The sequence below is a fragment of the Ruegeria sp. HKCCD7303 genome (genome assembly GCF_013111185.1).
Lineage (GTDB): Bacteria > Pseudomonadota > Alphaproteobacteria > Rhodobacterales > Rhodobacteraceae > Ruegeria.
In genome coordinates this window covers 486,871-511,063 of the sequence record NZ_WVRE01000001.1, presented here as the reverse complement: position 1 = coordinate 511,063, position 24,193 = coordinate 486,871, and the positions used below count along the sequence as shown (strand labels likewise).

At 55.0% G+C, this 24,193-nt stretch carries 17 protein-coding genes; 14 read left to right on the top strand and 3 right to left on the bottom strand.

Going from position 1 to position 24,193, the window contains the following annotated elements; all coding sequences use genetic code 11:
- Positions 1-621: 621 nt before the first annotated feature.
- From GS630_RS02130 to GS630_RS02070, 13 genes are all read left to right on the top strand, one after another.
- Positions 622-1,044, top strand: a complete 423-nt coding sequence (locus GS630_RS02130; RefSeq protein WP_171177033.1) for a hypothetical protein — start codon at positions 622-624, stop codon at positions 1,042-1,044.
- A 2-nt stretch (positions 1,045-1,046) separates the two neighbouring features.
- Entirely contained in the window at positions 1,047-3,059 is a 2,013-nt protein-coding gene (locus GS630_RS02125) for a dynamin family protein (RefSeq protein ID WP_171235135.1), read from the top strand.
- 8 nt (positions 3,060-3,067) lie between these two features.
- Positions 3,068-4,816, top strand: a complete 1,749-nt coding sequence (locus GS630_RS02120; protein ID WP_171621058.1) for a dynamin family protein — start codon at positions 3,068-3,070, stop codon at positions 4,814-4,816.
- Between the two features lie 52 nt (positions 4,817-4,868).
- On the top strand, positions 4,869-5,273 hold the full coding sequence (locus tag GS630_RS02115) for a hypothetical protein (RefSeq protein WP_171177021.1): 405 nt from the start codon (positions 4,869-4,871) through the stop codon (positions 5,271-5,273).
- A 23-nt stretch (positions 5,274-5,296) separates the two neighbouring features.
- Positions 5,297-6,169 carry a hypothetical protein gene (locus GS630_RS02110; RefSeq protein WP_171711849.1) on the top strand — a complete coding sequence of 291 codons (873 nt, stop codon included), beginning with the start codon at positions 5,297-5,299 and terminating at the stop codon, positions 6,167-6,169.
- A gap of 66 nt (positions 6,170-6,235) precedes the next feature.
- Positions 6,236-8,278 carry a dynamin family protein gene (locus GS630_RS02105; protein ID WP_171177017.1) on the top strand — a complete coding sequence of 681 codons (2,043 nt, stop codon included), beginning with the start codon at positions 6,236-6,238 and terminating at the stop codon, positions 8,276-8,278.
- Positions 8,275-9,561 carry a dynamin family protein gene (locus tag GS630_RS02100; RefSeq protein WP_171177015.1) on the top strand — a complete coding sequence of 429 codons (1,287 nt, stop codon included), beginning with the start codon at positions 8,275-8,277 and terminating at the stop codon, positions 9,559-9,561. The genes GS630_RS02105 and GS630_RS02100 overlap by 4 nt, the downstream gene beginning before the upstream one ends.
- A gap of 341 nt (positions 9,562-9,902) precedes the next feature.
- The gene (locus GS630_RS02095) at positions 9,903-12,089 is read left to right on the top strand and encodes a serine/threonine-protein kinase (RefSeq protein WP_171621056.1); all 2,187 of its coding nucleotides are present in this window, start codon (positions 9,903-9,905) and stop codon (positions 12,087-12,089) included.
- Positions 12,090-12,290: 201 nt separating this feature from the next.
- Entirely contained in the window at positions 12,291-13,370 is a 1,080-nt protein-coding gene (locus GS630_RS02090) for an FHA domain-containing protein (RefSeq protein ID WP_171238303.1), read from the top strand.
- Between the two features lie 3 nt (positions 13,371-13,373).
- Positions 13,374-14,156: a PP2C family serine/threonine-protein phosphatase gene (locus tag GS630_RS02085; protein WP_171711847.1), complete on the top strand. Its 783-nt coding sequence runs from the start codon at positions 13,374-13,376 to the stop codon at positions 14,154-14,156.
- 21 nt (positions 14,157-14,177) lie between these two features.
- Positions 14,178-15,440, top strand: coding sequence for a transporter substrate-binding domain-containing protein (locus tag GS630_RS02080; RefSeq protein ID WP_171621052.1), 1,263 nt, complete (start codon positions 14,178-14,180; stop codon positions 15,438-15,440).
- A gap of 43 nt (positions 15,441-15,483) precedes the next feature.
- Positions 15,484-16,590, top strand: coding sequence for a transporter substrate-binding domain-containing protein (locus GS630_RS02075; RefSeq protein WP_171177005.1), 1,107 nt, complete (start codon positions 15,484-15,486; stop codon positions 16,588-16,590).
- 236 nt (positions 16,591-16,826) lie between these two features.
- A complete protein-coding gene (locus GS630_RS02070; RefSeq protein ID WP_348540078.1) occupies positions 16,827-17,816 on the top strand; it encodes a glycosyltransferase family 2 protein in 990 nt (329 codons plus the stop codon).
- A gap of 489 nt (positions 17,817-18,305) precedes the next feature.
- Here GS630_RS02070 and GS630_RS02065 read toward each other — a convergent pair whose 3' ends face one another.
- The 3 genes from GS630_RS02065 to GS630_RS02055 form a co-directional block, all read right to left on the bottom strand.
- On the bottom strand, positions 18,306-20,519 hold the full coding sequence (locus GS630_RS02065; protein ID WP_171177000.1) for an NADP-dependent isocitrate dehydrogenase: 2,214 nt from the start codon (positions 20,517-20,519) through the stop codon (positions 18,306-18,308).
- Between the two features lie 319 nt (positions 20,520-20,838).
- Positions 20,839-21,897 (bottom strand): ABC transporter ATP-binding protein, encoded by a 1,059-nt coding sequence (locus GS630_RS02060; RefSeq protein ID WP_171176998.1) that lies wholly within the window; start codon positions 21,895-21,897, stop codon positions 20,839-20,841.
- Positions 21,894-22,700, bottom strand: a complete 807-nt coding sequence (locus GS630_RS02055) for an IclR family transcriptional regulator (protein ID WP_171177301.1) — start codon at positions 22,698-22,700, stop codon at positions 21,894-21,896. Before GS630_RS02055 ends, GS630_RS02060 begins: the two co-directional genes overlap by 4 nt.
- Before the next feature lie 140 nt (positions 22,701-22,840).
- Here GS630_RS02055 and GS630_RS02050 point away from each other — a divergent pair, with 140 nt between their 5' ends.
- On the top strand, positions 22,841-24,100 hold the full coding sequence (locus tag GS630_RS02050; RefSeq protein WP_171176996.1) for an ABC transporter substrate-binding protein: 1,260 nt from the start codon (positions 22,841-22,843) through the stop codon (positions 24,098-24,100).
- The last annotated feature ends 93 nt before the right edge of the window (positions 24,101-24,193 follow it).

Sequence of the window (24,193 nt, the reverse complement as noted above, 5' to 3'; positions counted from 1 at the left end):
TTGAATGGAACTGATAGGGATTATCGGTTCTGGCCTGCGTGAAACGCGTCGTTGGTTCGGAAGACATATACCTTGATGAGGGTTGATCGCGTGCGGTTGACTCGACCAGACATCGGCATTTTTCAAAGCAAAGCTTCCACAAGTTTGCGGTGAATGGGGCACTCCAATCAATTCGCAATGCGAACGCGCTTACGTTGAGAAGACGCTCAGTCTTCCGCAAGTACGTTGTGGTTTTCGGATGTCGAAGTAGGATAAAACACACCCATGACTAGCGTATCTGGCACCGCAAAAATCGAGCGCTCGGCCACATGCTCATCCAATAAATTAGTATTTTCAATTAATTACTGAACGGCAGTTCACAGTCGACAAGCCAACCCTGCAAAATGGTCGGCAGAAGCGACTGCACCAACTGGTTGAAAGCAATATACTCGCAAAGGTTGAGGCATTCTTAGGTTGGCTCTGCCATGTTGCCGCCACATTTCAACCGCCAAAAAATCTTATTCGCGTCAAATTAAGACCGCCTTGAAGGTTCTTCTTGGTTGCAAGGAGTTAATGAGTCTTTTTCGCCAATTTGGCACCGGTACGAGTTTTCTGCTCAACTCCAGTACAAGGTTTTCTGCTGTGACCGATCTGAATTCCTCCGTTGCCGCCGAGCAAGACGCTGTCTTTTTCGCTCGCGAGAGCTTTCTTGGCGAACTCAAAACTCTGAACCGGGACTATCCAAATACGGGCTTTGGTATTTCGTTGCGCACCCATTCAGGTGAACATTATCTGCTGGCAAACGCCCGGATGCCTTTGCCGGCGGCGAAATCTCTGGGTTTCCCGACAGGGCGCCGCGTGGCGCGACTTGAGAACGGTGATCGCTTCAGCTCTATCGAAGTGCTGGCGGATTCCAAAGCCTACGAAACAATTACCCCACGTGCCGAAGCCGAGATTCTGGGCAACGCGCTGGATTTGATCGCACGTATTGACACATTGACAGGCCTACCTACGGGGCGCGTGTCGCACGAACCCCAGATTGCTGCTACGGGAACCGGAGGTTAAGCATGGCGCGCAACGATCACCTTTTGTCTGTCGGCAACGAGGCATTGGCTCCGATGACCTCTGCTATGTCGTCGCTGACGGCGCAGATCGATCAATTGACTGAGGTGGCAGATGCGCGCTCCTCGGCGCGGCTGGCCACCCTCAAGACGCGAATGGAAAATTTCACCGCCAGCATCACGATGGTGGGCCAGGTCAAGGCAGGCAAGTCGTCGATTGTTAATATTCTGGCCGGGCGCCCTGCCCTGTTACCCTCAGACGTCAACCCTTGGACGTCGGTTGTCACGACCTTGAACATCAACACGCGTCCGCCAGGCGACACCAAAGCCAAGTTCACATTCTTTGAGCAGGAAGAATGGGACAACCTGATGGTCGGCGGCGGTCGTTTGGGCGAATTGGCGAACCGAGCGGGTGCGGATGACGAGATGGACGACATCCGCCGCCAGATCGGTGACATGAAAGCCAAATCCGAAGAGCGTTTGGGCAAGCATTTCGACCTGATTCTTGGTCAGAGCCATCAGTATGATCATTTCGATGAGGAATTGATCCAACGCTATGTTTGCTTGGGCGACGAAGACGATCCGGATATCGATCCAAAAACCGGACGGTTTGCTGATGTCACGAAGTCAGCTGAGCTGTACATGGACATCCCGCAATATCCGATCGCGCTCAAGCTCTGCGACACACCCGGTGTGAACGACACATTCATGGTGCGCGAACAAATCACTCTGCGCAGTCTGCGAGGGTCTGAGGTTTGTGTCGTCGTTCTGGCCGCAAGTCAGGCGCTAACCACCATGGACATGGCTTTGATGCGCATTATTGCGCAGTTTGAGAACCGCCAGATTGTCCTGTTCGTCAACCGCATCGATGAACTTTCAGATCCAGTTAATCAAGTGCCTGAAATCCGCGACCGCATTCAGGATACGCTGAAGCAGAACAACATCGACACCAATACCAGCGTCGTGTTTGGCAGTGCTTTGTGGGCCGAAGCAGCCTTGACCGGAAACCCGGACATTCTGACCGAAGAGTCGCGTGAGGCACTGAACACGTTCTACCTGGCCGCTGGGTTCGGGGATCAGGCACCTTCACTGGATAAGATTTGGGCCTTGTCCGGCCTGCCCGATCTGCTTTTGGCCATCAATGAGCGCATTGCTGAAGGGGCCGGAGCGCGGTTGATGGATCGTGTGCGTCATCGCGCGCGCAACATCGCCAGCCAAATCCGTGCCACAGCAGTTGCAAAGAACTTGTCCGACGGTGAAGGCATTTCGAGGGATTTGGAAGGTGTATCGCCTGAAGATGCAATCAACACCGTGGCAGCGGAATATGAAAAGAAAGCGGCCGAGCTGACAAATGCCCTGCGTGACAAGGTGTTGGAACGTCTAAGCGCAGCCGAAGCCAACTTTGTCAAACGGGCAACGGATTCTTTGATCGCCCATCTTGAGAAGAACGGCGAACAAGGTACATGGCAATACGACCCGGCTGGGTTACGCACACTGCAAAAGGCAGCTTATTTCAGCTTTGCTCGTGCAATGCGTAAGGATGCTGGAGCGTTGTATGGAACCGCTGCGGCAGATGTCGAGGCGTTGTACCAAAAGATATTGGGCAACCATCTGGGCGAGTTCAGCATTGAAGCACCCATTGTGCCCCGCGTCCCGCCGCCTCTTGGCATCGGCCGGACCATTGCTCTGGATCTGCAAAGCACCTGGTGGCGGCGATGGTGGCAAAGGCGCAAAGGCTTTGAAGCCTACGCTGCGGACTACACACGTCTGATTGCATCCGAGGCCAACTCGATCACTAAAGATATCGAGGAAAACCAGATTGCCGCGGTGCTGGAAAACGTCCGCGCAACCCTGACAGACTTTATGCGCGAGCAGAAGGAAACTCTGCTGAGCATTTCGTCGACGGCCGATAAAAACGCAGGTCAAACTGCAGCGGCCATGGCGGGTTTGCAGCCCCAGAAATCCAAAGATGAGATTCTGGGTGACATCCTAAAAGATCTAAGCAACGAAGCGGCATAAGTAGAAAAATGGCAAAAGATACACAATCACGCTTTGTTTCACCGAAGACATGGGAACGTATCGAGCAGTGGTCCCGCCGTAAGCCTGTTTTCGCCCTGATGGGCGAATTCAGTGCCGGTAAGTCTACGTTGATGAATTTTCTGCTACGAACGCAGACCTTGCCCACGCAGGTTACCGCAACCCAACTGCCGCCAGTCTGGTTCAGCTGGGGTGATCGCTCACCCTATATCAAGCGCCATGACGGCTCGGTCGAGGTTATCGAACTGGACGATCTGGAATCCGTGGGCGTCAACGACGCGCAATTCATTCGGGTATTTCTGAAAGCCGATATTCTTGAGGCCGTCGATCTGATTGACACGCCCGGTATCTCGGATCCTAAAATCTCGACGGATGTCTGGCAACGGGCCGTCGGTCAGGCCAATGGGGTATTGTGGTGTACACACGCGACCCAAGCCTGGCGCGAGACTGAGCGTGCGACATGGGTATCACTGCCTGAACGTTTGCAAAACAACTCGCTGCTTTTGATCACTCGCGCGGACGCGCTGAACCTCAAGGACCGTCAAAAGGTTTTGCGTCGCGTGAATCGTGAGGCAGGTCACCTGTTCAATCGTTCTATTCTGTTTTCCGCTCGGGATGCGATTGTTGCCCGCGACAAAACCGGTGATGCTGAGATGTGGTCTCGCAGCGGTGGCGGAAAGATGATCGACAGCTTCCTGGAGATCACTGAGCAGATTATGGACAAACGTGCCGATCAGCTGGCCCGGTATCAGATCGACAAAAGCCCCTCGGACGCATCCAAGGTGCAGCCGGTGCGCCCGGCTCGGAAATCCGACAGCGAGACTCAGGCCGAAGCCGCACCTTTAAGGTTGGTCAACCCTGTGGAAGAAGAAGCGCGGCCCGAGCACGATGGCGCCGCGGTCGTCACCAGCTTTCCCGTCCGCCCCGCCCGTGTAGAGCGGCGCTCGGATGAAGCTGAACGGGTGCGGATCAATGCGGAAGAGGCCGAGCGTCTGCGCGCTGAAATGGTCTCGGACCCAGAACCGACATCAGCGGAACCCGACACAAGTGATGATCTGCGCGCTTTCTTCAAGGACACGTCTAACGATCCGTTGGAGCTGACCAATGTCGCCGGACTTGACGGCAGCGTTGATGAATTTGACTTGTCAGATGGTACCGACCTTGATGACGAGCTTGAGGATTTGGCCGACAACAGCATCGAAGTTGAAGAGACCGGTGGTGCAGCCCTTGAGATTGAGGCCTCCGAGGATGTCCTTGCATCTCTTAACACGACTCTGCGGGACGCACCGTCTAACACGCAACCTGCGGAAGACGCGGTCGACGAGTCTGATAACTCCGAAGATCGTGGAATTGAGGTTTCGGTTTCTTCCATTGCGGCGTTGATGGCAGCGCAGCCCAACGGCAGTGCCGACGATTATGAACCAGAACCCGAGACCAGCGGGCTGATCGAAGCTGCTCTGACCGATCAGGTGGATGCCATCGAGGCTAACATCTCAGTACTCGGAGAACGGCCTGAGGATGCGGATGGCTCGCCCTTGAGTGCATCGGATATGTGGCGTGAAATTGCGGACAGCGAAGATCTGCCTGACGATGCGGATGGCCTGAAGAACGTGTTCAAGGCGTTTTTGGCAGAGTTTGACCAAATCGCCATCGAAAAAAGTGAAAAGCACTCAAAGGAGACATTGCAATCCATTCCGAAAGCAAAGGAAAACAGCGCTGCAGAATGGCACGTGTTGTAGTGTCACCAGAATCGATATGACCGGCAACCTTCAATTGAAAACAATAACTTAGATGTCCATCCAAAACGCCTTAAGCACAGCGATCGAAACAATACCCGACTGCATTGCAGCCGGGTATATCGATATGGAAACCGGGATGCTGCTGGGGAGCAGCGTTTCGGAACCGGAATGCACGGAATCTTTGGACAATTTGTCGATTGCGGTTGCTAATCTCTTTCAAGGACGCGGGGTTGCCGCGTTTGAGGCGTTGTTGCGTGACGCTGGTGGCGATGATGAGGCGCAGAACACAGGATTTGGGGAAATCGCCGTGTTTTCAAAAGATCGTCTGAACATTTTCTTGCGGACGAAAGAATATCCGGACCATGTGGTCTGCTACATTTGCCGCAATAGCGCAAATGTCGGTTTGGCATTGACAAAATCACATCTCAGCCTGGGGTCGGTTGCGGCCGCAGTTTGAACGGGACCAGAGGGGGTCACGGTATGATGGACACAGACATTCTGGACATGCTTGAGGATATCGGGCGGTCCTCGGTTGCGCGGTTGTCACCTGCTGTGACAATTGCAGCGGACTCGGCTGCGGCACGGCGCGCGGCAGTCTTGCGCAGCATTCGCGGCACTATTCTGCCCCGTCGGCTGGACTTCACGGCCGCCAATGGGATGTGTCTGGCGATCGAGGTGAATAGTTCGCGGGTCACGGATATCTTCCAGGTGCCGAGCGGACCAACGCCGGATTTCGAAACGGAAAGTCGCGGCGAACTGGTCGAAAAGCTGGCTCAGTTGGTGTCAGAGATTGCAACCGCCCCTACCCCGCTTGAGCTGAAGTCAGGTAAACCGGACTCGGATCTCGAGGCGGATGATGTGGGTTTGACTTATAGTGAAATCGAGAGCGCTTGCGCTGCCATTGACTTGTCCACAAAACCGATTGTGTCCGTTGTGCCGGATTTAGAACCGTCGACAGACGACGACCCTGCACTTGCAATGAATGTTGATCCTTCAACAGAGCTTGCGCAGCGCTTTTTTGACGGTGCGGGCCGCTTTGCATCTGGCCGCGTGTTGATCGACAGCGCGGACAAGACCGGCCTGGCCTACGAAGGGTCTTGCCAGCCGTCGCAAGGCATGCATCCCGGTCCGGACGTTTTGGCCCGTTTTGCAACCGATCTTGCGGGTTGGGATAACGATACCCAGGACGAGTTCGACGGTCCCCAACTTATCGTCATACGGCCGTCTGGCGGGAAAGGCGCTGGACTGGCAGTGCTGAGCGATAGTGGTCAAATAGCTGTTGCCGCCCACGACGCGCGTAAGCTGGGGGCAGTTGTTAATCTGTGGACTTCTTTACAGGGGACTAAGGAATGATTGTCCCTGTAGGAGTCAAATTTTCGATTAATTCAATCCTTTTTTGTGTGACCAAGGTAGTGAGTAATGAGTGAAACAAATCGCCGCGAGCTTATACGCATCGCAGAAGATATGCATGAAACCAGCAATGATGAAACGCGCCATTTCATTTCGCGTATCATCGGAGATCTGGCAAGCCTGAAGCCGTCAATCGCTTTTGTGGGGCAGATCAAGGCTGGGAAATCCCGTTTGATCAACGGGTTTACCGGGCAGGCTGAATACCTGCCGTCGGACGTCAACCCATGGACCACGGTAATCACCGACATGCATTTCGGGCATCCCTCTGGTCGGACTGAGGGGGCCGAGTTCCATTTCTTTGACAATCACCAGTGGCAATCTCTGATCGCCGAAGGTGAAGAGCTGCGCAATATGTTCCCCGATGACGAGGACAGCTATAAGCGCGAGATGATCGAAGAGCAGGTCGAAGCTATGAAGACCCGGGCGCGCCTGCGTTTGGGCGACAGCTATGAGCAGCTGTTGGGGCAACATCACGATCTTGAAGAACTGAACTCGGACGATCTTGCGCGCTATGTGTGCGCAGGGGATGATCCTGGCGAAGATGGCAACGTAGATCCAGGCAGTGATCGTGGACTGTACAGCGATATTACCCGCAAGGCCGAAGTTTATTTCGACATCGGGCATTTCCCGTTTCCTCTAACCGTTACGGACACTCCTGGGGTCAATGACCCCCTGCTGATCCGCGAAGAGATTTCGCGCCAATACCTGAAGGAATCAGATTTCTTCGTGGTGGTTCTGTCCGCACATCAGGCATTGTCGCGCGCGGATCTAAAACTGTTCCGGCTGATGCAAGCGCTTGAGCTTGGTCAGATCGTTGTTTTCATCAACCGCGTTGATGAGTTGGGCGGCGGCCCCGAGGACGCGGCCAAAGTGCGTTTGGATGTTCTGGACGGGTTGGAAAAGGCCCTCGGCAATGCGGACATCGACGTTCTGATGGGCAGCGCTCAATGGGCGCATTATGCGCTGACCGGTGATGAAACCGGTGTGAACCATGACGATGTTTTGGCGTGGCTGCGCGCGCATCCGGAACAGATGAAGCAATACCTGAACGGCGTGGCCGAAATCAAACAAGGCCCTGGCCCCATCAGTCGCGAGGCTGTTTTGCGTTTTGCCGCAATGATTGCTTCAGGTCTGCCAGATCTACGCAGGCATGTTACCAAGGCTTTGACAAACGGGCCCATTGACGAACAGCTTCGGATGGCCTGGCAGCATCTTGACAGTTTCGCACGCGGTGAGCTTGAGCGGTCTCAGGTTCATCTGCGGGCGCTGCAAGATGAAAATAGTTCCGATGCGCGCAGCGCAGGTGACAGTGACAAATCCTTTGGTGAGCTGCGCAAACTGATAGCAGATAAGACACAGGAAATCACTCGGGACATGGATGATGTCCTTTCCAATCTACGTGGCGTGATGGACGATACAGTTGCTGAATCCGTCTCGGGCGTAGTGCGTGGGCCCAACGGTCAATCACCCCTGCTGGCCAAAGGTGGTGCGACCGAGTTGAACTTTACCCCTTTGCGCGAACACATGCGGGAACTGGTACAAGGCGCTTCTCAAGTAGTGCGCCAGCGCATGCTGAGTGAGCTTTATGCGGTCGACATGCAATGCAACGCAGCTTTGCGCGCTTTGCCGGGCTGGCAAGAACCGGTCGACAATCGCATGAACACCAGCGCTGTTCGGTGGTTCCGACCTGACACCACTGCGCTCACCCGTGGAATTACGGTTGAATTGCGTGTAAACTGGTTGTCGCGTCTGATCTCGCGCAACAGCGTTGTAACACGAGCGGAACGGATGATTGTGCAAGAGTTCGAGTTGATTGGTGACGATTTGATCGACACCACGCGTGACAACTTGCTGGAACGGTTAAATACAGTTTTGGATCATTATGTGGCCCTGTTGGCGGGTCATTTCGAACACCGCTCGGGCGCGGGTGAATTGAATGCTCAGGCCGAAGCACAAGTTGCATTCGACCGAGCGCGCCGCATTGCTTCGGACCTTGAAAGTGTCTTTGGAACCGGCCATGCGGACGAACGACAAGCAGAGGCAGCGGAATGATAGAATTTCCCGGAACCGAACAGGAAGTGCGCCAACTGGAGCGTTTTCTGACCGCGACTGAAAAACTGTCGTCTGATGACAAGTTGGAGGACATGCGCGCGCGGGCTTTGGCCCACGCCGAGCGGTTGTCCAATGCGGTCAATATCGGGTTTGCCGGGGAGTTTGGTGCAGGTAAATCAAGCCTTGCTAACATGCTGGCCGGTGCAGATATTCTTCCCACCGGTCCTCAGCATCTGAAACTGCCACTTGTCATTGTGGCCTTCGCGGAAACGCCCGAGACGACCGTGGGTTGGTGGGACAAAGAACCCAAGACCTACTCTGGAATAGCACTGGAAAAAGCCGCGGCGGATGAGCCGGATTTTATTTCGGTGGGGATCAACACGCCTGCACTGAAGGAAATCTCACTGTTTGACCTTCCCGGCTCAGGTGCTTTGGACGATACCTATAAAAAGACCCTGGACTTGCTGAAGTTCGTCGACTGCGCAATCTGGTGTTCAAACGGGACAAACGCATGGCGTGAGACAGAGCGCTACTTGTGGTCCAAAGTGCCACCTGAATTGCGCGCCAACAGTCTGCTGGCTGTGACTCACGCTGATCTGCCGCACGTGCAAGGATCATTGGACCGCGTTTTGTCTCGGCTTAACAAAGAAAAGGACGGGATGTTCTGCGAAGTAGTTCCGATCGGCACTCCTTTGGCAGTGAAGGCCATGGCTCAGGAGCCGGAGCCTGATTTTACCTTGTGGGAGACGTGCGGTGGTCAGAACCTTGCCGAACAAGTTCTGAACGTAGCGTCCAGCCGACGTCGCAGCGATCTGGACGCGGCTCGAAAGGACTTGCAACAGGAATTTCTGCCATTCCTCGAAGCGCTCCAGGGACCGGACTCAGAACCGACACCTCCCGATGCAGCAGCGATGCAATCCACGCTGGGCTCTGCCCTACCGCCTTTGAACAACCCCATTCTCGAAGACTGGCTGGCGGCAATTGCAAGCATCTATGAGGATCTGCGCGAGTCCTCGGATATAGAGCCAGTTTCGTTCCTGCAAAGTTGCCAGGAAATCGTCGAAGACTTTGCAGAAAGACTGGAGCAAGGTGGCGAGATTGACCCGGATGCAGACTGGATTCCAGCAGAGTTTGAAAAGGCCACCGACCTGCTTTTGCTGTTGCAGTTCGAAAGTGGCGATGCGCCCCTGAAGGACGCAATCAGCATATTGGTGCAGCTGGGTGACAACCTTGCATGGGCTGGTAGCACGGTCGCCGCAGCTCAATCCAAAACCGGGACCTGATAATCTCTCGTTAAGATTGAGTGCAGTTTAGCGATTCGAAGGGCCAAGGAATCGGCCCTTTATTGTTTCGAATTCGTAGACCAACCTGCGTTTTTAGGGGTGTGCGTTTTCATTACCTCTACCCAATTTATCAATATGTAGTGTTAAGGGCGCGTGGGAAACTACATGTGCTATGATCAAGAGAACGATCCATAGTGAAGCCATCAGGCGGCCCCAATAAAGTCAAATTTGAAACGTCTAACCGTTCTTAAGTGTCCTGCGGTTGTTTTTGGTTGTGAGTTCGTGGGCTGTTGGCCCTGTTAAATTTAGCCGCATAAAACGAGTAGAACGGGCGGATTAAAATGAGCCACAACCAGGCTGTCGGTGCAACGCACGACGAACCAAAAATCGAAGGATTGCAACCGGGCGCAAAACTACTGCGCGGTCAGTATGAGATCCTCCGCTTTCTGAGCAACGGAGGATTCGGCATCACCTATCTTGCGCGCGACAGCCTGGAGCGCGACGTGGTGATCAAGGAATGCTTCCCCGGTGCCTTGTGTCGTCGCAATGGCGATCTCGTTGAACCCAACGATCCGTCCTACAAGGAAGACCTGCGCGCCATCATTGATCTGTTTATTCAGGAAGCCCGCAATCATGCGCGGCTGGTGCACCCGAATATCGTCGATGTTCATCAGGTGTTTGAAGACAACGACACCGCCTATATCGCGATGGACTTGATCCGCGGTTGCGATCTTCTGGATTATGTTGAGAATCCTGAAAACGATGCAGGCCCTGACTTTATCGTGCAAGTCACGGAAAAGATGTTGTCGGCGGTTTCGTTCATCCACCAAAGCGGGATGTTGCATCGTGACATTTCGCCGGACAACATCCTGATCGACGAGAACGACGACCCTGTCCTGATCGACTTTGGTGCGGCGCGTGAGCAGGCGGCCAACAAATCTGCGGCTCTGCTGACCCTGCGTGTCATCAAAGACGGGTATTCCCCACACGAGTTTTATGTCCGGGGTGCGGAACAGGGGCCAAGCAGTGATCTCTATGTTCTGGCGGCAACGTTGTACCACGCCATTAGTGGCGAACGCCCGGTCGACGGCCAAAGCCGGTTGAATGCCTTCAACAACGGGCAGGATGATCCGTACACCCCGCTTGCGGGCCGCTTCGAAGGATATCCTGAAGGGTTCCTCGAGGCGATTGACAAGGCCATGGAAGTTCACACCACAGATCGTTTGCAGACTGCGCTGGATTGGTTGCGCATGTTCCGCGGTCCGGGCGTGATGTTTGATACATTTGCCTATCGCCCTGTCTCGGTGATTGTGGGCATGGACCGCAAGGACAAAGAAGAAGAAAAGGCACGGATCAAGGCCGAAAGCGAAAACGCCGAGGCCGTTGTGACCGCACTTTTGGCGGGCAACCCGGATATTGTTGTTGGAAACGATGACAAAAGGAACGAAGACCTGGCCAAGATCGTCGCGAAGGAAGAAGCTCCTGTCGCCGTCGATACTGTGGTTCAAAGCGGTTCTGGCGGCAGTGGTAAGCTGATTGCCGGCGCGGCTGTGGTTGCAGTCGCATTGGCGGCTGGCGGTTACTTTGCAATGTCTGGCAACAAAACCGAAGAACAGGTTGAAGCACCAGCTAGGCAAACCGCGGCAGAGGTGGAAACGGCAGATGTCCCGGCAACAGCGGTAGAAGCACCAAGCTCTGTTTCGGAAGAACAGGAAACCGAAGTCGCCTCCGCGCCGTCGCCTGATCCAACACCAGTCGCAGAAGAGCCTGTCGAGCAGGTACAAACTGAGCCTGCAGAGACTGCTGTGGCAGAAACTGCGACTGCAACCCCAGAGCCCACAGCCCCTGAAGTGGCCAAGGCTGAGGCGCAGGACCCTGCGGTTACAGAATTTGAACCCGAGGTCGCCACGTCAAGTGCCGTTCCGGCAGAGCAACAGGTGTCCTTTGCGCATTGGGATGTGGAAATCCCCTTCCAGACATCTCGTCGCCGCGCCTCAACCGGTGCGACCATCGCTATAACTGGTCTCGATCCCAATCAGGACATGAGTGTGATCGGCGAATGGGTGCAACGCGGTGCCGTGATCTTTACTTTGAACGGAAAGCCGATACGCGAGGATGCTTCTCTTGCAGCACAGGTTCTGGACAAGCTGAGCGTTGATCCCGACGGTTATACCCGCGTCGCGGCCCGCTATCGTCCAATTGGTCAGACCCGGGCGCAAAACGGTCTGCTTGCCTTGCCTGTTGAGCGTTCTGTCGGACTTAAGAACGGATTTACCTTTACTGTCAGCAGTTCTGGCAGTGAGGGCTGGCAAACCAAGGTGGACGCGACCCCATTCAGTGACGCAGGCGGTCTGCAGCGTGGCGATGTGCTTCTGAGCGAAAGCCAGTCGGGGATTGCCTTGGGCGGGTCGGAAAGCCTGGATGCCATGCTTGCAGAACTCGTCTCTGAGGGCCGACCCGAAGCGAAATTGACCGTCCTGCGTAACGGTGCTGAAGCCGCTGCAACCATGCAGCTTGCACAGGAGTAATCTGACCGGTTCGTTTGTGATCTGCCAGCGTGTGTTTGCTGAGGGTGGCATCCAGTTTGTCACCCCGGCGGGAACCGGCCCGCCGCAGAATGTACCAGTTTCCTTGAGTATCCAATGAGTGTCTCTGCGCTTTTGCGCGCGGGATAAGTAGCAGCTTACGGCACAAGATATTCGTGCCGCCAAATCGAAGGTGTCGACACCATGTTCAAATACAAAAGCCCTCTGAGCCGGCTTCTAGAAGGTGCCGGCAAATCCAAAGAAGAAGACGTTGCAGAAAACTCAGACGCGGTTGAAACCCCTGCGGTCGAAGAAGAAAAGCAAGAGCCGATTGCAGACTTCAATGCTCTGCGTGCGGCGCTGGCTGGCGGCAACATGACATCCGAGTCTTACGAGGAAACGGATGAGCTGATCCCCGAAGAGAAGATGCCTGAATTCGACGAGGTCGCGACCGAAGAGACTGTCGAGGACTCCATTTTCGTCGAAGATACCGCAATCGAACACGACGCGCCGGAAGAGTTGCTGACGGCTGAGCCTTTGGAAGAAGAGGCAGCCCTCGAAGACGAACACATCATCACTTTGCATGTTGCCGAGGACCCAGCACCGACACCGGTGGAAGAGGTTTCGGAAAACGTCGCACCCGAAGCGGTTGAATCGCCAGTTGCCGAAGCTGCGCAAGATGATCCAGCCGAAGTCGCGGAGGCCCCGGCCGAAGTTTCAGAGGCCTTGGTTGAGGTTGCGGAGGCTCCGGTTCAGGAAGCGGAAAAGGTTGAACCAGCGATTGAACCGGTTGCCGAGCCCGCACCTGCCCCTGCACCAGCGGAAGATCGCCGCTCGCGTGTCAAAACAACTTTCCTGGGTTTCGAACGTGCAGACACCCATGTGCAAGAGTTGATCGAAACCGCAGAACCCGTCGCCAAAACTGAGGCAGCGCAAGAGACATTCCCAGTCGGCTGGCTGGTTGTCACCGCGGGGCCAGGTCGGGGTGCCAGCATCACTTTGACAGAAGGCCTGATGCAGATCGGTCGTAACGATGATCAGGCTATTCAGCTGGATTTCGGCGACACAGGCATCTCGCGTTCAAACCATGCGGTTATTGCCTATGATCCGGAAGATCGTAAGTGCTACTTGGGTCACGGCGGCAAGGCCAACCTTGTGCGCTTGAACGGCAAGCCCGTACTCAGCACCGTGGCATTGTCCAGCGGGGATCTGATCCGAATTAGTGAAACATCCATCCGGTTTACGGCCTTCTGCGACGAAGGTTTTGATTGGCGGGATTCCTGATAGATGCTGGCGACTCCGGCATATGATGTGGCGCTGATCCTGCACCAGGGTCAGCGAGAGACGCAGGAAGACGCCATTGCTGCGCGCATGTTCGACGCGTCGGATGCGGGCTATGTCGTGATTGCAGACGGTATGGGTGGTCACGATGCAGGCGAAGTCGCTTCTGAGCTGGTGATTTCGGCTTGGCGTGAAGCCCTGGACCCCGAACTTGAAGCGGAAACCCTGAATGAGGGATCCATAGTTGATGCCCTTCCTTTGGCAGCCATGCAAGCAAACGCTGCTATTGCTAACCATAACGAGGCGCAAGAACAAGGCTTCAACATGGGTTCGACCATGTTGGGTGTTCTTCTTTTGGGGCATCGCGTGTTCCGGATCTCCATCGGGGACAGCCCTCTTTATTTGTTCCGCGAAGGCGCTTTGTCTCAGGTAAATGAAGACCACTCTATGGCGCCCGTGATCGACGCGAAACTCGCTGCGGGAGAGATCACTGAATCAGAGGCACAGGATATGGATCGCAACCAGCTGACCTCGGTCATAATGGGGGGCGCCATTCCCAAAGTGGATTGCCCCGAGCAACCCATTCTCGTGACACCGGACGATATCCTGATCCTTGGCAGTGACGGTTTGCAATATCTCAGCGATGCCGAAATTCAATCGGTTCTGAGCAAGCACAAACAATCGCTGGCGCAGGAAATCGCCGAGGCGTTGCAATTGGCCGTTCAGGCCAAGGGTGACCCGGATCAGGACAATCTGTCCATCGCAGTCGCGAAACTCACAAGAACATAAACAGGCAAAGCAACAGGACTCATGAAAAAACACCTCATCATATCCAGCCTTGCTCTTGCTGCCGCCACCGGCGCAGCGTCGGCGCAAGAGGCTTGTACCAGCTATGAAATCCAACGCGGGGACAGCCTGCGCGAGTTAGCCATTGAAGTTTATTCGACCGAAGATTTTCGGATCATTTTCGATGCGAACCGGGATGTCATTGGCTCGAATCCAAACATCATCCGGGTGGGCGACGTACTTGAGCTACCGTGTCTTGAGGATATAGGTCGTGCACCTGTCCTTGCCGATACCGAGGCAGAACGCCTAGCCGCGGAAATGGCTGCAGAACTGGTAAAGGCCGCCGAAGAGCGCGCCGAAAAAGCCGTGGCCGAAGCAGAAGCCCGCGTGGCAGCAGCTGAAGCGGAAGCAAAGAAAACCAGTGAAGAAGCAGTTGTTGCAGCACGGGCCGCGGCCAAAGAAGAGATTGAGGCCGCCCGCTCTGAAGCCGCCGCTTTGATCCGGAATGCCGACACCGGCGAGCGTCCGGAAATCCGAGACCGGCAGCTTTTGCTGATCACAGGCGGGAACTATGCACCGTTCACCGATGAAGCGCTGCCCAACCGGGGTCTTTACACCAGCCTGGTGGAAACAGCCATGCTGCGTGCCGCACCGGAACAATCCTACAAGATCCAGTTTGTGAACGACTGGTCATCACATTTGGACCTGTTGATGCCCACGCTGGCTTTCGACGGCACTTTCCCCTGGTCGCGCCCAAACTGCGAAGAGGCAGAAGCCTTGTCCGAAAGCGATCGCACACGGTGTGAAACCTACAATTTCTCGAACCCGTTTTATGAAGTTGTGGACACATTCTTTGCGCTTGACGGATCGGGCTATGAGCAAGCGTTCAGCTATGCGGACTTTGCAGGTACAACTATTTGCCGCCCGGAAGGCTGGTCAACATCCCACATGGATTCTGTCAGCCTATATGAACCGATCATCAAGCTTTTGCGCCCTGTTTCGCCCGATGATTGCTTTCACGCAGTTATTGAAGGTCGCGCGGACATCGTCGCAATCGAAGCGCATCTGGCGGTCGAGGCGATCTCGCGGCTGGGATACGATCACCGGATAATCGAAAACCCCAACCTGGCGGCGATCAAGTCGCTTAACGTCATGACCCACAAAGATAATCCTGACGGGGAAGCGATCCTTGAGACGCTGAATCAGGGCCTGGCAATCATGCAGCAATCCGGAGAATGGCGCGACATCGTGTCGACCGCTCTGCGGCATCAAATGGAAAACGGATAAGGCCCCAACTGGCCTGGCAAAACTAAGTCTGGAGGACGTGGACATGTTTGAATTCAACCTTAAGAAAGTGGCGATGTCGGCGAGTGCCGTCACGGCTCTGAGTGCGGGTGCAGCAGCGGCGCAAGAAGCCTGTACAAATTACACCGTTGCAGATGGTGACACGATGGCGACCATTGCAATTGCAGCCTATGGCACCTCGAACTATCAGCCGATCTTCAACGCGAACCGCAACATCATCAACAACCCGAACGCACTTGAGCCCGGTTTGGTTTTGGCATTGCCTTGTGAAGATGGCAGCCTGCCAAACGGCCAATCCGCGCAGGAAATCATCGCAGCAGAAGAACAGCGGGCGGCCAGCGTCAAGCGTTCGAACGTCTACGCTCCGCCGATCAAGATGGTTGCCGGTAACGGCTGGGAACCGTTTACAACTGAGAATCTTAGCGGTGGCGGCATCATGACTCGTCTGGCTACCACTAGCCTCCAACGCGCGGGTAACCAACGCGATTATTCGGTCAGTTTTGTTGATGACTGGAGCTCGCACCTTGATACCCTGTTGCCACTTGGTGCGTTTGACATCTCTATCGCTTGGACTGTCCCGGATTGCACAAACCGTACATACGAATGGTCAGCCGAAACAACCGCGCGTTGTACCCAGTTTGTTGCGTCGGTGCCAGTCTACGACGTTGTCGGCGGCTTCTTTACTCTGCCGGAAAGCCAGTATGCAAGCGCTACGGATTTCAGCGATCTTGAAGGTTCCACCATCTGCCGGATGGCAGGTTGGAGCATGGTTGTTCTGGAAGAAGTCGGTTTGAACCGTGAGAATACAACTGTCGTCCAGCCGAATTCCGCGCGTGAATGCCTGGATGCGGTTTTGACCGGCACGGCTGATGTGGCCGCGTTCGAGGTTGATCTATTCGCATCCACGATGAACGATATGGGCTTGACCTCGTCTGATATCATTGAAAACCCATATGTTTCGACACTGTCGTCGATGAGTTTCCTGGCGCATCGTACAAACCCGTTCGCGCGCGAGTATATTGCGATGATGAACAAAGGCCTAAACGAAATGCGTGAGTCCGGTGAATGGTACGCGATTATTTCGGACTCGCTGCGTGAACAAAATGCAAAACTGAACGCAGCTTCGAACTGATCCCTCGGTTCAGCTGAAACTATGGGCCGGTCTACGCACCGGCCCTTTTTTCTTGCCTGAGCGTACATGATTTTGTCGTAGGACAAATTTTGGCCGTTTATCTGCTGCATAATCGCCTCATCAGCATTTCAGTCTAAGGCTGAAGCGCAATCATCAATCCCTTGATGGGATAGCAAGAGCATGGGTCACGCATGATACAAGGTGCCTTGGATCTCAGGAAAAGATCGGTGACACCGGTGAACAGACCGGACTTGGAAATTGCCGTGATCTTGCCATGCTATAACGAGGCGATTGCCATCGGCGAAACCGTCAAGCAGTTTCGCGCAGCCCTACCGGATGCAGTTATCTATGTCTTTGACAACAATTCTACGGACGACTCTGTCAGGATTGCAGAAGAAGCCGGTGCACTGGTCTTTTCAGAACCGTATCAGGGCAAAGGCAACGTTGTGCGCAGAATGTTTGCTGATGTTGACGCCGATGTCTATGTCATGGCGGATGGCGATGCGACTTACGACAGCTCGGCTGCACCGGAACTGATCAACCTTTTGGTGTCAAAGAACCTGGACATGGTTAACGGCGCGCGGGTGAACGACGAAACGGACGCATACCGCCCGGGCCACAAATTTGGAAACGCCGTGTTCAGCGGGCTCGTGAAGTTTTTCTTCAAAAGCAAAATCAACGATTTGCTGTCCGGCTACCGGGTATTCAGCAGACGGTTTGTGAAAAGTTTTCCTGCAGTTTCGAATGGCTTCGAGATTGAAACCGAGCTTACCGTGCATGCGATGCAGATGCGGATGCCGGTTGGTGAAGTTGAAACACACTATTTCTCACGGTTGCCGGACTCGAATTCCAAACTGGCCACTTTTTCGGACGGGTGGCGCATACTCAAGATGATTGGCCTGCTGATCAAAGACGAAAAACCAATCTCGTTTTTCCTGTCTTTGGCCTTGTTGGCATTTTTACCCTCGCTGTTGGTCTTTATTTCGGTTTTCCGCGAGTTTCTGGATACCGGTCTTGTTGACCGGATACCGTCGCTGGTTGTTGCCGTGTCGGGATTTGTCGCATCGATGTTGTTCATTGTTTGCGCCCTTATCATGCAGTCTCTTGCCCTTGCACGGCGAGAGGCGCGGCGTATGTCCTACTTGCAATATGAAGGTGTGGCCGCATCAGGTGCGAACAGGATGCAGTCTTCCCTTGTACAGCCGCAGGCACGCCGTTTCGGCTGAATTACAGCGCACTCCAAAACATTCCCTTGCTCAACCGACCGCGCACAGCCGCAGCTGACGCGAATCTGACAGGATTGGTTTGGTCAGGGTTAATCTCGAGATTTTGGGCTTTGAAAAGCAAAATGACCAGCACCCCAAATGCTGGTCATCTTCTGAGTGAGTGATAGAGCCCAAGGGGCCTCACCAGTGAAATTCTTTGTTGTCACAGGTGTAACTTAGGCTCATTCCAGTTTCTATTGGGGGAATCCCGTAGGTGGATGAGGTATTCTTGTAACCATCTGAAATAATGTACTTAAAATCTCATACAGGAGTACTGTAATGCAGTTTCGTATTCGGTCCAGCACCGTAGATGAAGTCGTTGATCCTCTGCTTAAATCGGCACGTTTATCGATGACCTGTTGTCACAATAATTAAGGGGCCGCACTCTCTGCTGGCCCCTTTTCTTAGCTTACAGAGTAGATGCACGTGCATCTGCTCTGTCGGTACCGATTACCCGATGATCGCGTTCAGTGTCGCACTTGGACGCATTACAGCGGCCGTTTTGGCGGGATCGGTGTGGTAGTATCCGCCCAGATCCGCAGCAACACCCTGAGCCGCAGCCAGTTCCGACAAGATTTTTTCTTCCTTATCGGCTAGGTCTTTGGCCAGGGGCACAAACTCCGCCGCCAGATCAGCATCATCGGATTGCGCTGCCAGAGCTTCTGCCCAGTAGCGCGCGAACCAATAGTGGCTGTCACGGTTGTCCGGCTGGCCTACTTTGCGGCTGGGCGAGCGGTTGTTGTCCAGAATGCCCTGCGTTGCAGCTTCGGCAGCAGCACCCAGAACACCTGCCTTGGCGTTGCCTTTGCTGTCAGCAAGGAAGTTCAGAGATTCACCAAGCGCACAGAACTCACCCATCGAGTCCCAGCGCAGGTGGTTTTCCTCAACCAACTGCTGCACATGCTTCGGAGCGGACCCTCCTGCCCCGGTTTCAAACAATCCGCCGCCATTCATCAGTTTCACAATCGACAGCATCTTGGCCGAAGTACCCAGTTCGAGGATCGGGAACAGATCGGTCAGATAGTCCCGCAGCACGTTGCCGGTGATGGCAATCGAGTCGTTGCCAGCCGTGATGGTTTCCAGCGATTGACGGGTGGCTTCGCGCGGGGCCATGATCAGGAACTTGTCGGCAACGCCAGCGGCCTCGAGCGCCGGTTTGACGTATTTGATCAGTTCGGCATCATGGGCGCGGTTTGCATCCAGCCAGAAAATCGCCTCGGACCCGGTCAGGCGCTGACGGTCCATCGCCAGTTGGATCCAGTTCTCGATCGGTGCTTTCTTGACGGTGCAAGACCGCCAGATATCACCGGCCTCGACCTCGTGGCTATGCAACGTTTCACCATTCGCAAGAACGATGCGGATCGTACCATCGGCAGGGGCTTGGAACGTGGTCGGGTGCGAGCCATATTCTTCGGCCTTCTGTGCCATCAGGCCGACGTTAGCGACTGCACCTGCGGTCGCTGGGTTTAACGCGCCGTTGGCTTTGAAGAACTTGATGGTTTCGTCATAGACCGGCGCGTAGCAGCGGTCAGGGATCACACAATTGGTGTCACCCTTGGCGCCTGTCTCATCCCAACCCTTGCCGCCTGCACGGATCACGGCAGGCATAGAGGCGTCGATGATCACGTCTGAGGGCACGTGCAGGTTGGTGATACCACGATCCGAGTCGACCATGTACATCGACGGACGATCACCTTTGATCGCATCGATGGCGGCCATGACATCGGCGTTGTCTTTCACACGATCCAACAGGTCGCCCAGGCCCGAATTCGGGTTCACACCCAGTGCGTCCAATTCGGCACCAAATTGCTCAAACACCGGGGCCAGCCACGCTTTGACGGCATAGCCGAAGATGATCGGGTCGCTGACCTTCATCATCGTCGCCTTCATGTGCAGCGAGAACATGGTGCCGTCTTTCTTGGTGTCCTCGATAGCGTCGGCAAGGAAAGAAGACAAAGCCTTGACCGACATGAAGGTCGCGTCGGCCACAGTGCCTTCTTCCAGCGGCCAGGCGTCTTTCAGAACGGTGATGCTGCCGTCTTTGCCGACAAACTCGATATTTGCGTTGCCGGCCTGAGCAGCGGAAATGGTCGCGGACTTTTCGTTGGCATAAAAGTCGTTGCCGGTCATGGACGACACTTTGGTTTTGCTGTCCGAAGCCCATTCACCCATCGAATGGGGGTTCTTCTGGGCATAGTTCTTAACCGCACGCGCCGCTCGACGGTCGCTGTTGCCCTCTCGCAGAACCGGGTTCACGGCCGAGCCCTTGATCGCGTCATACCGCGCGCGGATTGCTTTTTCTTCTTCTGTGGCCGGTTCTTCAGGATAGGCAGGAATGTCATAGCCTTGCGACTGAAGCTCTTCGATGGCGGCAACCAGCTGCGGAACCGAGGCCGAGATATTCGGCAGCTTGATGACATTGGCATCCGGTGTTTTCACCAGGTCACCCAACGCGGCGAGATCATCGGTAATGCGCTGCGCATCTGTCAGCTTCTCAGGGAAAGTTGCCAGAATGCGCCCAGCCAGTGAAATGTCCTTGGTGCCAACGCTGACGCCCGCAGCAGATGCGAACTTGCGGATGATGGGCAGGAACGAGGCGCTGGCCAGCTCGGGCGCTTCGTCTACAATGGTATACAATATGTCGAAGTTCGATTTATCTGCCATATTCTTTTACCTTTTTTAAGCCTTTCGGGGCGTGCGATCTAAGAGTTAAGGGCCGCAAAAGCGCGGCGCGGGAGGGGCGCGATCACGATACCGCCCCTGGGTGACTCTGTTTTGACAGGGCTTCCCTTAAATCAGGTTTGGCTTGGAATCAATCGCCTACAGGCGCGCGTTTTGCCACGGGTCAGATTTGAGTGTCGTGAGTTTCGTACGGCAAAACGTTCCAAACGTTCGCCATTAGTTGCTCTGCTTTGAAGCACGCAACACTATTCAGCGGTACTTTGCGCATGCGCAACCAAACTCTCGGTCCAGGTCCAGCGGATTACCGAAACCTCTGCCCTGTTTCGGGGTCGAACACCATAGCGCGGTCAGGTTGGATCGAGATACCAATCCGTTCGCCTGTTTTGCTGCGTTGATCATCCCGTTCCTCGACAATCAGCTTGTCGCCATTTGGGGTGAGGAGATACGAGTAGGAAACGCCCCCAAGCGCTTCGGTCAGGTCCACGGTGCAAGTGTCTGCCGCGCGATCAATCTGAATATGTTCCGGGCGCATCCCCAAAGTAACTTTTACCTGTCCGGCCGGAATCGTTGCCGAAATCGGCAGCGGTTGCGCCAGTGCGGGATGTGTGACGTGCCCATCGGCATAGTCGCAGTCTAAAAAGTTCATCGCGGGTGAGCCAATGAAACCGGCCACAAATCGGTTGTCGGGATCGCGGTACAGATCCATCGGGGCACCCACCTGCTCGATTCGACCATCGCGCAGAACAACGATCTTGTCGGCCATGGTCATTGCTTCGACCTGATCGTGGGTCACATAGATCATGGTCGCGCCGATTTCCTGATGCAGACGCGCGATTTCGACCCGCATCTCGACCCGCAATTCGGCGTCGAGATTCGACAAAGGTTCATCGAACAGAAAAACCTCGGGCCCGCGAACAATGGCCCGACCGATTGCAACCCTCTGCCGTTGGCCCCCTGACAGAGCCTTGGGTTTGCGCTTGAGGTATTGATCCAGCTTCAGAATGTTCGATGCTTCCTGAACCTTCTTTTCAATCTCGGGTTTTGCAACACCGTTCATGCGCAGGCCGAACCCCATGTTTTCGGCGACCGTCATGTGCGGATAAAGCGCGTAGGTTTGAAACACCATCGCGACCCCACGTTTTGCAGGGTCCATATGCGTGACGTCCCGCGCACCTATGTGAATCTGACCTTCTGACGTTTCTTCAAGCCCGGCGATCATGCGCAGCAAGGTGGACTTGCCGCATCCAGAAGGGCCAACAAAGACGCAGAATTCACCGTCGTCGATCTGCAGGTCGATCCCGTGAATGACCTGTGTCTGACCATACCGCTTGATCGCCTGGTTCAGAGTTACTCCCGTCATGTCGCTTGCATCCTGTCATTGCTGTGGTTTGGGTCCGTTTCGGGAAAGCGCCATGCCTGCGCCTCGGCCCCGATCTGTTCGGCCACGCGGCGTAGACGCGGCACCCAGGCTTCGAGTTGTTTGAAATCCATCCGTTCCGTCGAGCCTGTCACGGAAATCGCGCCCAGCATTCGACTGTTGGACGTCAGAACCGGGCAGGCGATACAGATGATACCGGGTTCGTGTTCTTCATCATCAACAGCGAACCCGCGGTTGCGTATCCGTTCGAGGTCGTCGCGCAGCGCCTGTTCCGAGGTGAGGGTCTTGTCAGTGAAGCGGTGATAGCTTTGTTGGGAAAGGACCCTGTTCAGCGCCTCCTCCCCCAAAAACGCCATCATCGCCTTGCCAACCCCGGTGCAGTAGGCGGGCCCGACTTTGCCGGCTTGCGAATACATCTCAATGGGCTGCGCAGCGTTGCGTTTGTCGACGTACAGAACCTGGCCTGAGTCGAGCTGCGCCAAATGTACAGTTTCACCTGTTTCCCGGCTCAACGCGTCAAGGAATGGGCGTGCTATTGGGGCCAGAGAGCTTTGAGTCCACGCGGCATGGGCAAGGCGAACCAACCTCATACCAGGCGCATAGGTTTGTCTGTCCGGGTCGTAAGACAACATTCCCTGATTCGTCAGGGATTGAAGGAACCGGTAGAGCGTTGCCTTGGGAAAGGCACTGCTGTCCAGCAGTTCAGAAAACCGCACAGGGCGTTGAAATGCCGCGACGTGATCCAGCACGTCACATGCTTTGCCTATGGTTCCATCACCTGACACGGGCTTGCATTCTCCTCCGTTTTCCATCGCTTCCTCTCGATGGGTCTTGACAAGACTAACCGAGTCGATGTGTAGTTTTCAATATATAAAACTTGGTTTCAATATTTGGAACCTCACATGGGAGCAACAGGGAGGAGACCATGTATTCCACTTTCAAGCGCACAACGGCTGCGCTGGCGCTTGGCGTCGCAATGGCGGCGCCAGCAGCTGCGGAACTGACCGGAGAGCTGCGCATTTTCCTGGACACGTCAAACCCGGCGCCGCGTGCGACGATGGAAGCGATGATCGAGCGGTTTGCGGAACAGCATCCAGGTTTGGAAATCGAAACCACCGTGATCGACCGCGAAGCTTATAAAACGCAGATTCGCAATTTCCTCACGGCCGATACTCCGGACGTGGCCACTTGGTACGCAGCCAATCGCATGAAGCCATATGTTGAGGCAGGCCTGTTTGAAGACGTATCAGACCTGTGGGCCGAGCCTGAAATTGCCGAGAACCTGGCTTCGACCAAAGGCGCGATGACCATCGATGGCAAGCAGTGGGGTGTGCCGTACACCTACTATCAGTGGGGCGTTTACTATCGCAAAGACATCTTTGATGAGCTGGGCCTGAGCGAACCGACGACTTGGGAAGAAGAACTGTCCAACTGCCAGAAGATCGTCGATTCAGGTCGCGCCTGCTATACCATCGGCACCAAGTTCCTGTGGACCGCCGGTGGCTGGTTCGACTACCTGAACATGCGCACCAACGGGTTTGACTTCCACAACCAACTCGCCAATGGCGAAATCAGCTGGGAAGATGATCGAGTCAAACAGACCTTCGCCAACTGGAAACAGCTGATCGACATGGGTGCGTTCATCGACAACCATCAGACCTATAGCTGGCAAGAGGCCCTGCCCTTTATGGTCAATGGCGAAGCCGCTGCTTACCTGATGGGCAACTTCGCCGTTGCGCCGTTGCGTGATGCCGGTCTGACGGATGATCAGCTGGACTTCTACCAGTTCGTTTCGATCAATCCCGACGTCGAATTGGCCGAAGACGCTCCGACAGACACGTTCCACATCCCGGCCAATGCGTCCAACAAAGAAGCCGCGCGTGAGTTCCTGCGCTTTGTGGTTTCGGCAGACGAGCAAACCGAGATCAACAATGGTGCAAACCTAGGTCAGCTGCCTGTGAACGCGCAGTCTTCGGTGGATGACGACAAGTTCCTGCAGCAGGGCTTCCAAATGCTGTCATCAAACAGCCCCGGCGGTGTCGCTCAATTCTGGGACCGCGATGCTCCGGCTGAAATGGCCAAAGTTTCGATGGAAGGTTTCCAGGAATTTATGGTCAAGCCGGACAATGCTGATCGTATTCTGGCGAAACTGGAACGCGCCCGTCAGCGCATCTACGACAACTAAGCGGATCGGGCCGGGCTAATTGCCCGGCCTACCTATCCCCTGAAATGTAGGACGGACTTCAGCCCGCCACCCCTTATCACCCGGAACACCGTC

Excerpts from the sequence above, each read along its gene's own strand:
- GS630_RS02125 (WP_171235135.1), top strand. The coding sequence starts at position 1,047 with ATGGCGCGCAACGATCACCTTTTGTCTGTCGGCAACGAGGCATTGGCT.
- GS630_RS02120 (WP_171621058.1), top strand. The coding sequence starts at position 3,068 with ATGGCAAAAGATACACAATCACGCTTTGTTTCACCGAAGACATGGGAA.
- GS630_RS02115 (WP_171177021.1), top strand. The coding sequence starts at position 4,869 with ATGTCCATCCAAAACGCCTTAAGCACAGCGATCGAAACAATACCCGAC.
- GS630_RS02110 (WP_171711849.1), top strand. The coding sequence starts at position 5,297 with ATGATGGACACAGACATTCTGGACATGCTTGAGGATATCGGGCGGTCC.
- GS630_RS02105 (WP_171177017.1), top strand. The coding sequence starts at position 6,236 with ATGAGTGAAACAAATCGCCGCGAGCTTATACGCATCGCAGAAGATATG.
- GS630_RS02100 (WP_171177015.1), top strand. The coding sequence starts at position 8,275 with ATGATAGAATTTCCCGGAACCGAACAGGAAGTGCGCCAACTGGAGCGT.
- GS630_RS02095 (WP_171621056.1), top strand. The coding sequence starts at position 9,903 with ATGAGCCACAACCAGGCTGTCGGTGCAACGCACGACGAACCAAAAATC.
- GS630_RS02090 (WP_171238303.1), top strand. The coding sequence starts at position 12,291 with ATGTTCAAATACAAAAGCCCTCTGAGCCGGCTTCTAGAAGGTGCCGGC.
- GS630_RS02085 (WP_171711847.1), top strand. The coding sequence starts at position 13,374 with ATGCTGGCGACTCCGGCATATGATGTGGCGCTGATCCTGCACCAGGGT.
- GS630_RS02080 (WP_171621052.1), top strand. The coding sequence starts at position 14,178 with ATGAAAAAACACCTCATCATATCCAGCCTTGCTCTTGCTGCCGCCACC.
- GS630_RS02075 (WP_171177005.1), top strand. The coding sequence starts at position 15,484 with ATGTTTGAATTCAACCTTAAGAAAGTGGCGATGTCGGCGAGTGCCGTC.
- GS630_RS02065 (WP_171177000.1), bottom strand. The coding sequence starts at position 20,519 with ATGGCAGATAAATCGAACTTCGACATATTGTATACCATTGTAGACGAA.
- GS630_RS02060 (WP_171176998.1), bottom strand. The coding sequence starts at position 21,897 with ATGACGGGAGTAACTCTGAACCAGGCGATCAAGCGGTATGGTCAGACA.
- GS630_RS02050 (WP_171176996.1), top strand. The coding sequence starts at position 22,841 with ATGTATTCCACTTTCAAGCGCACAACGGCTGCGCTGGCGCTTGGCGTC.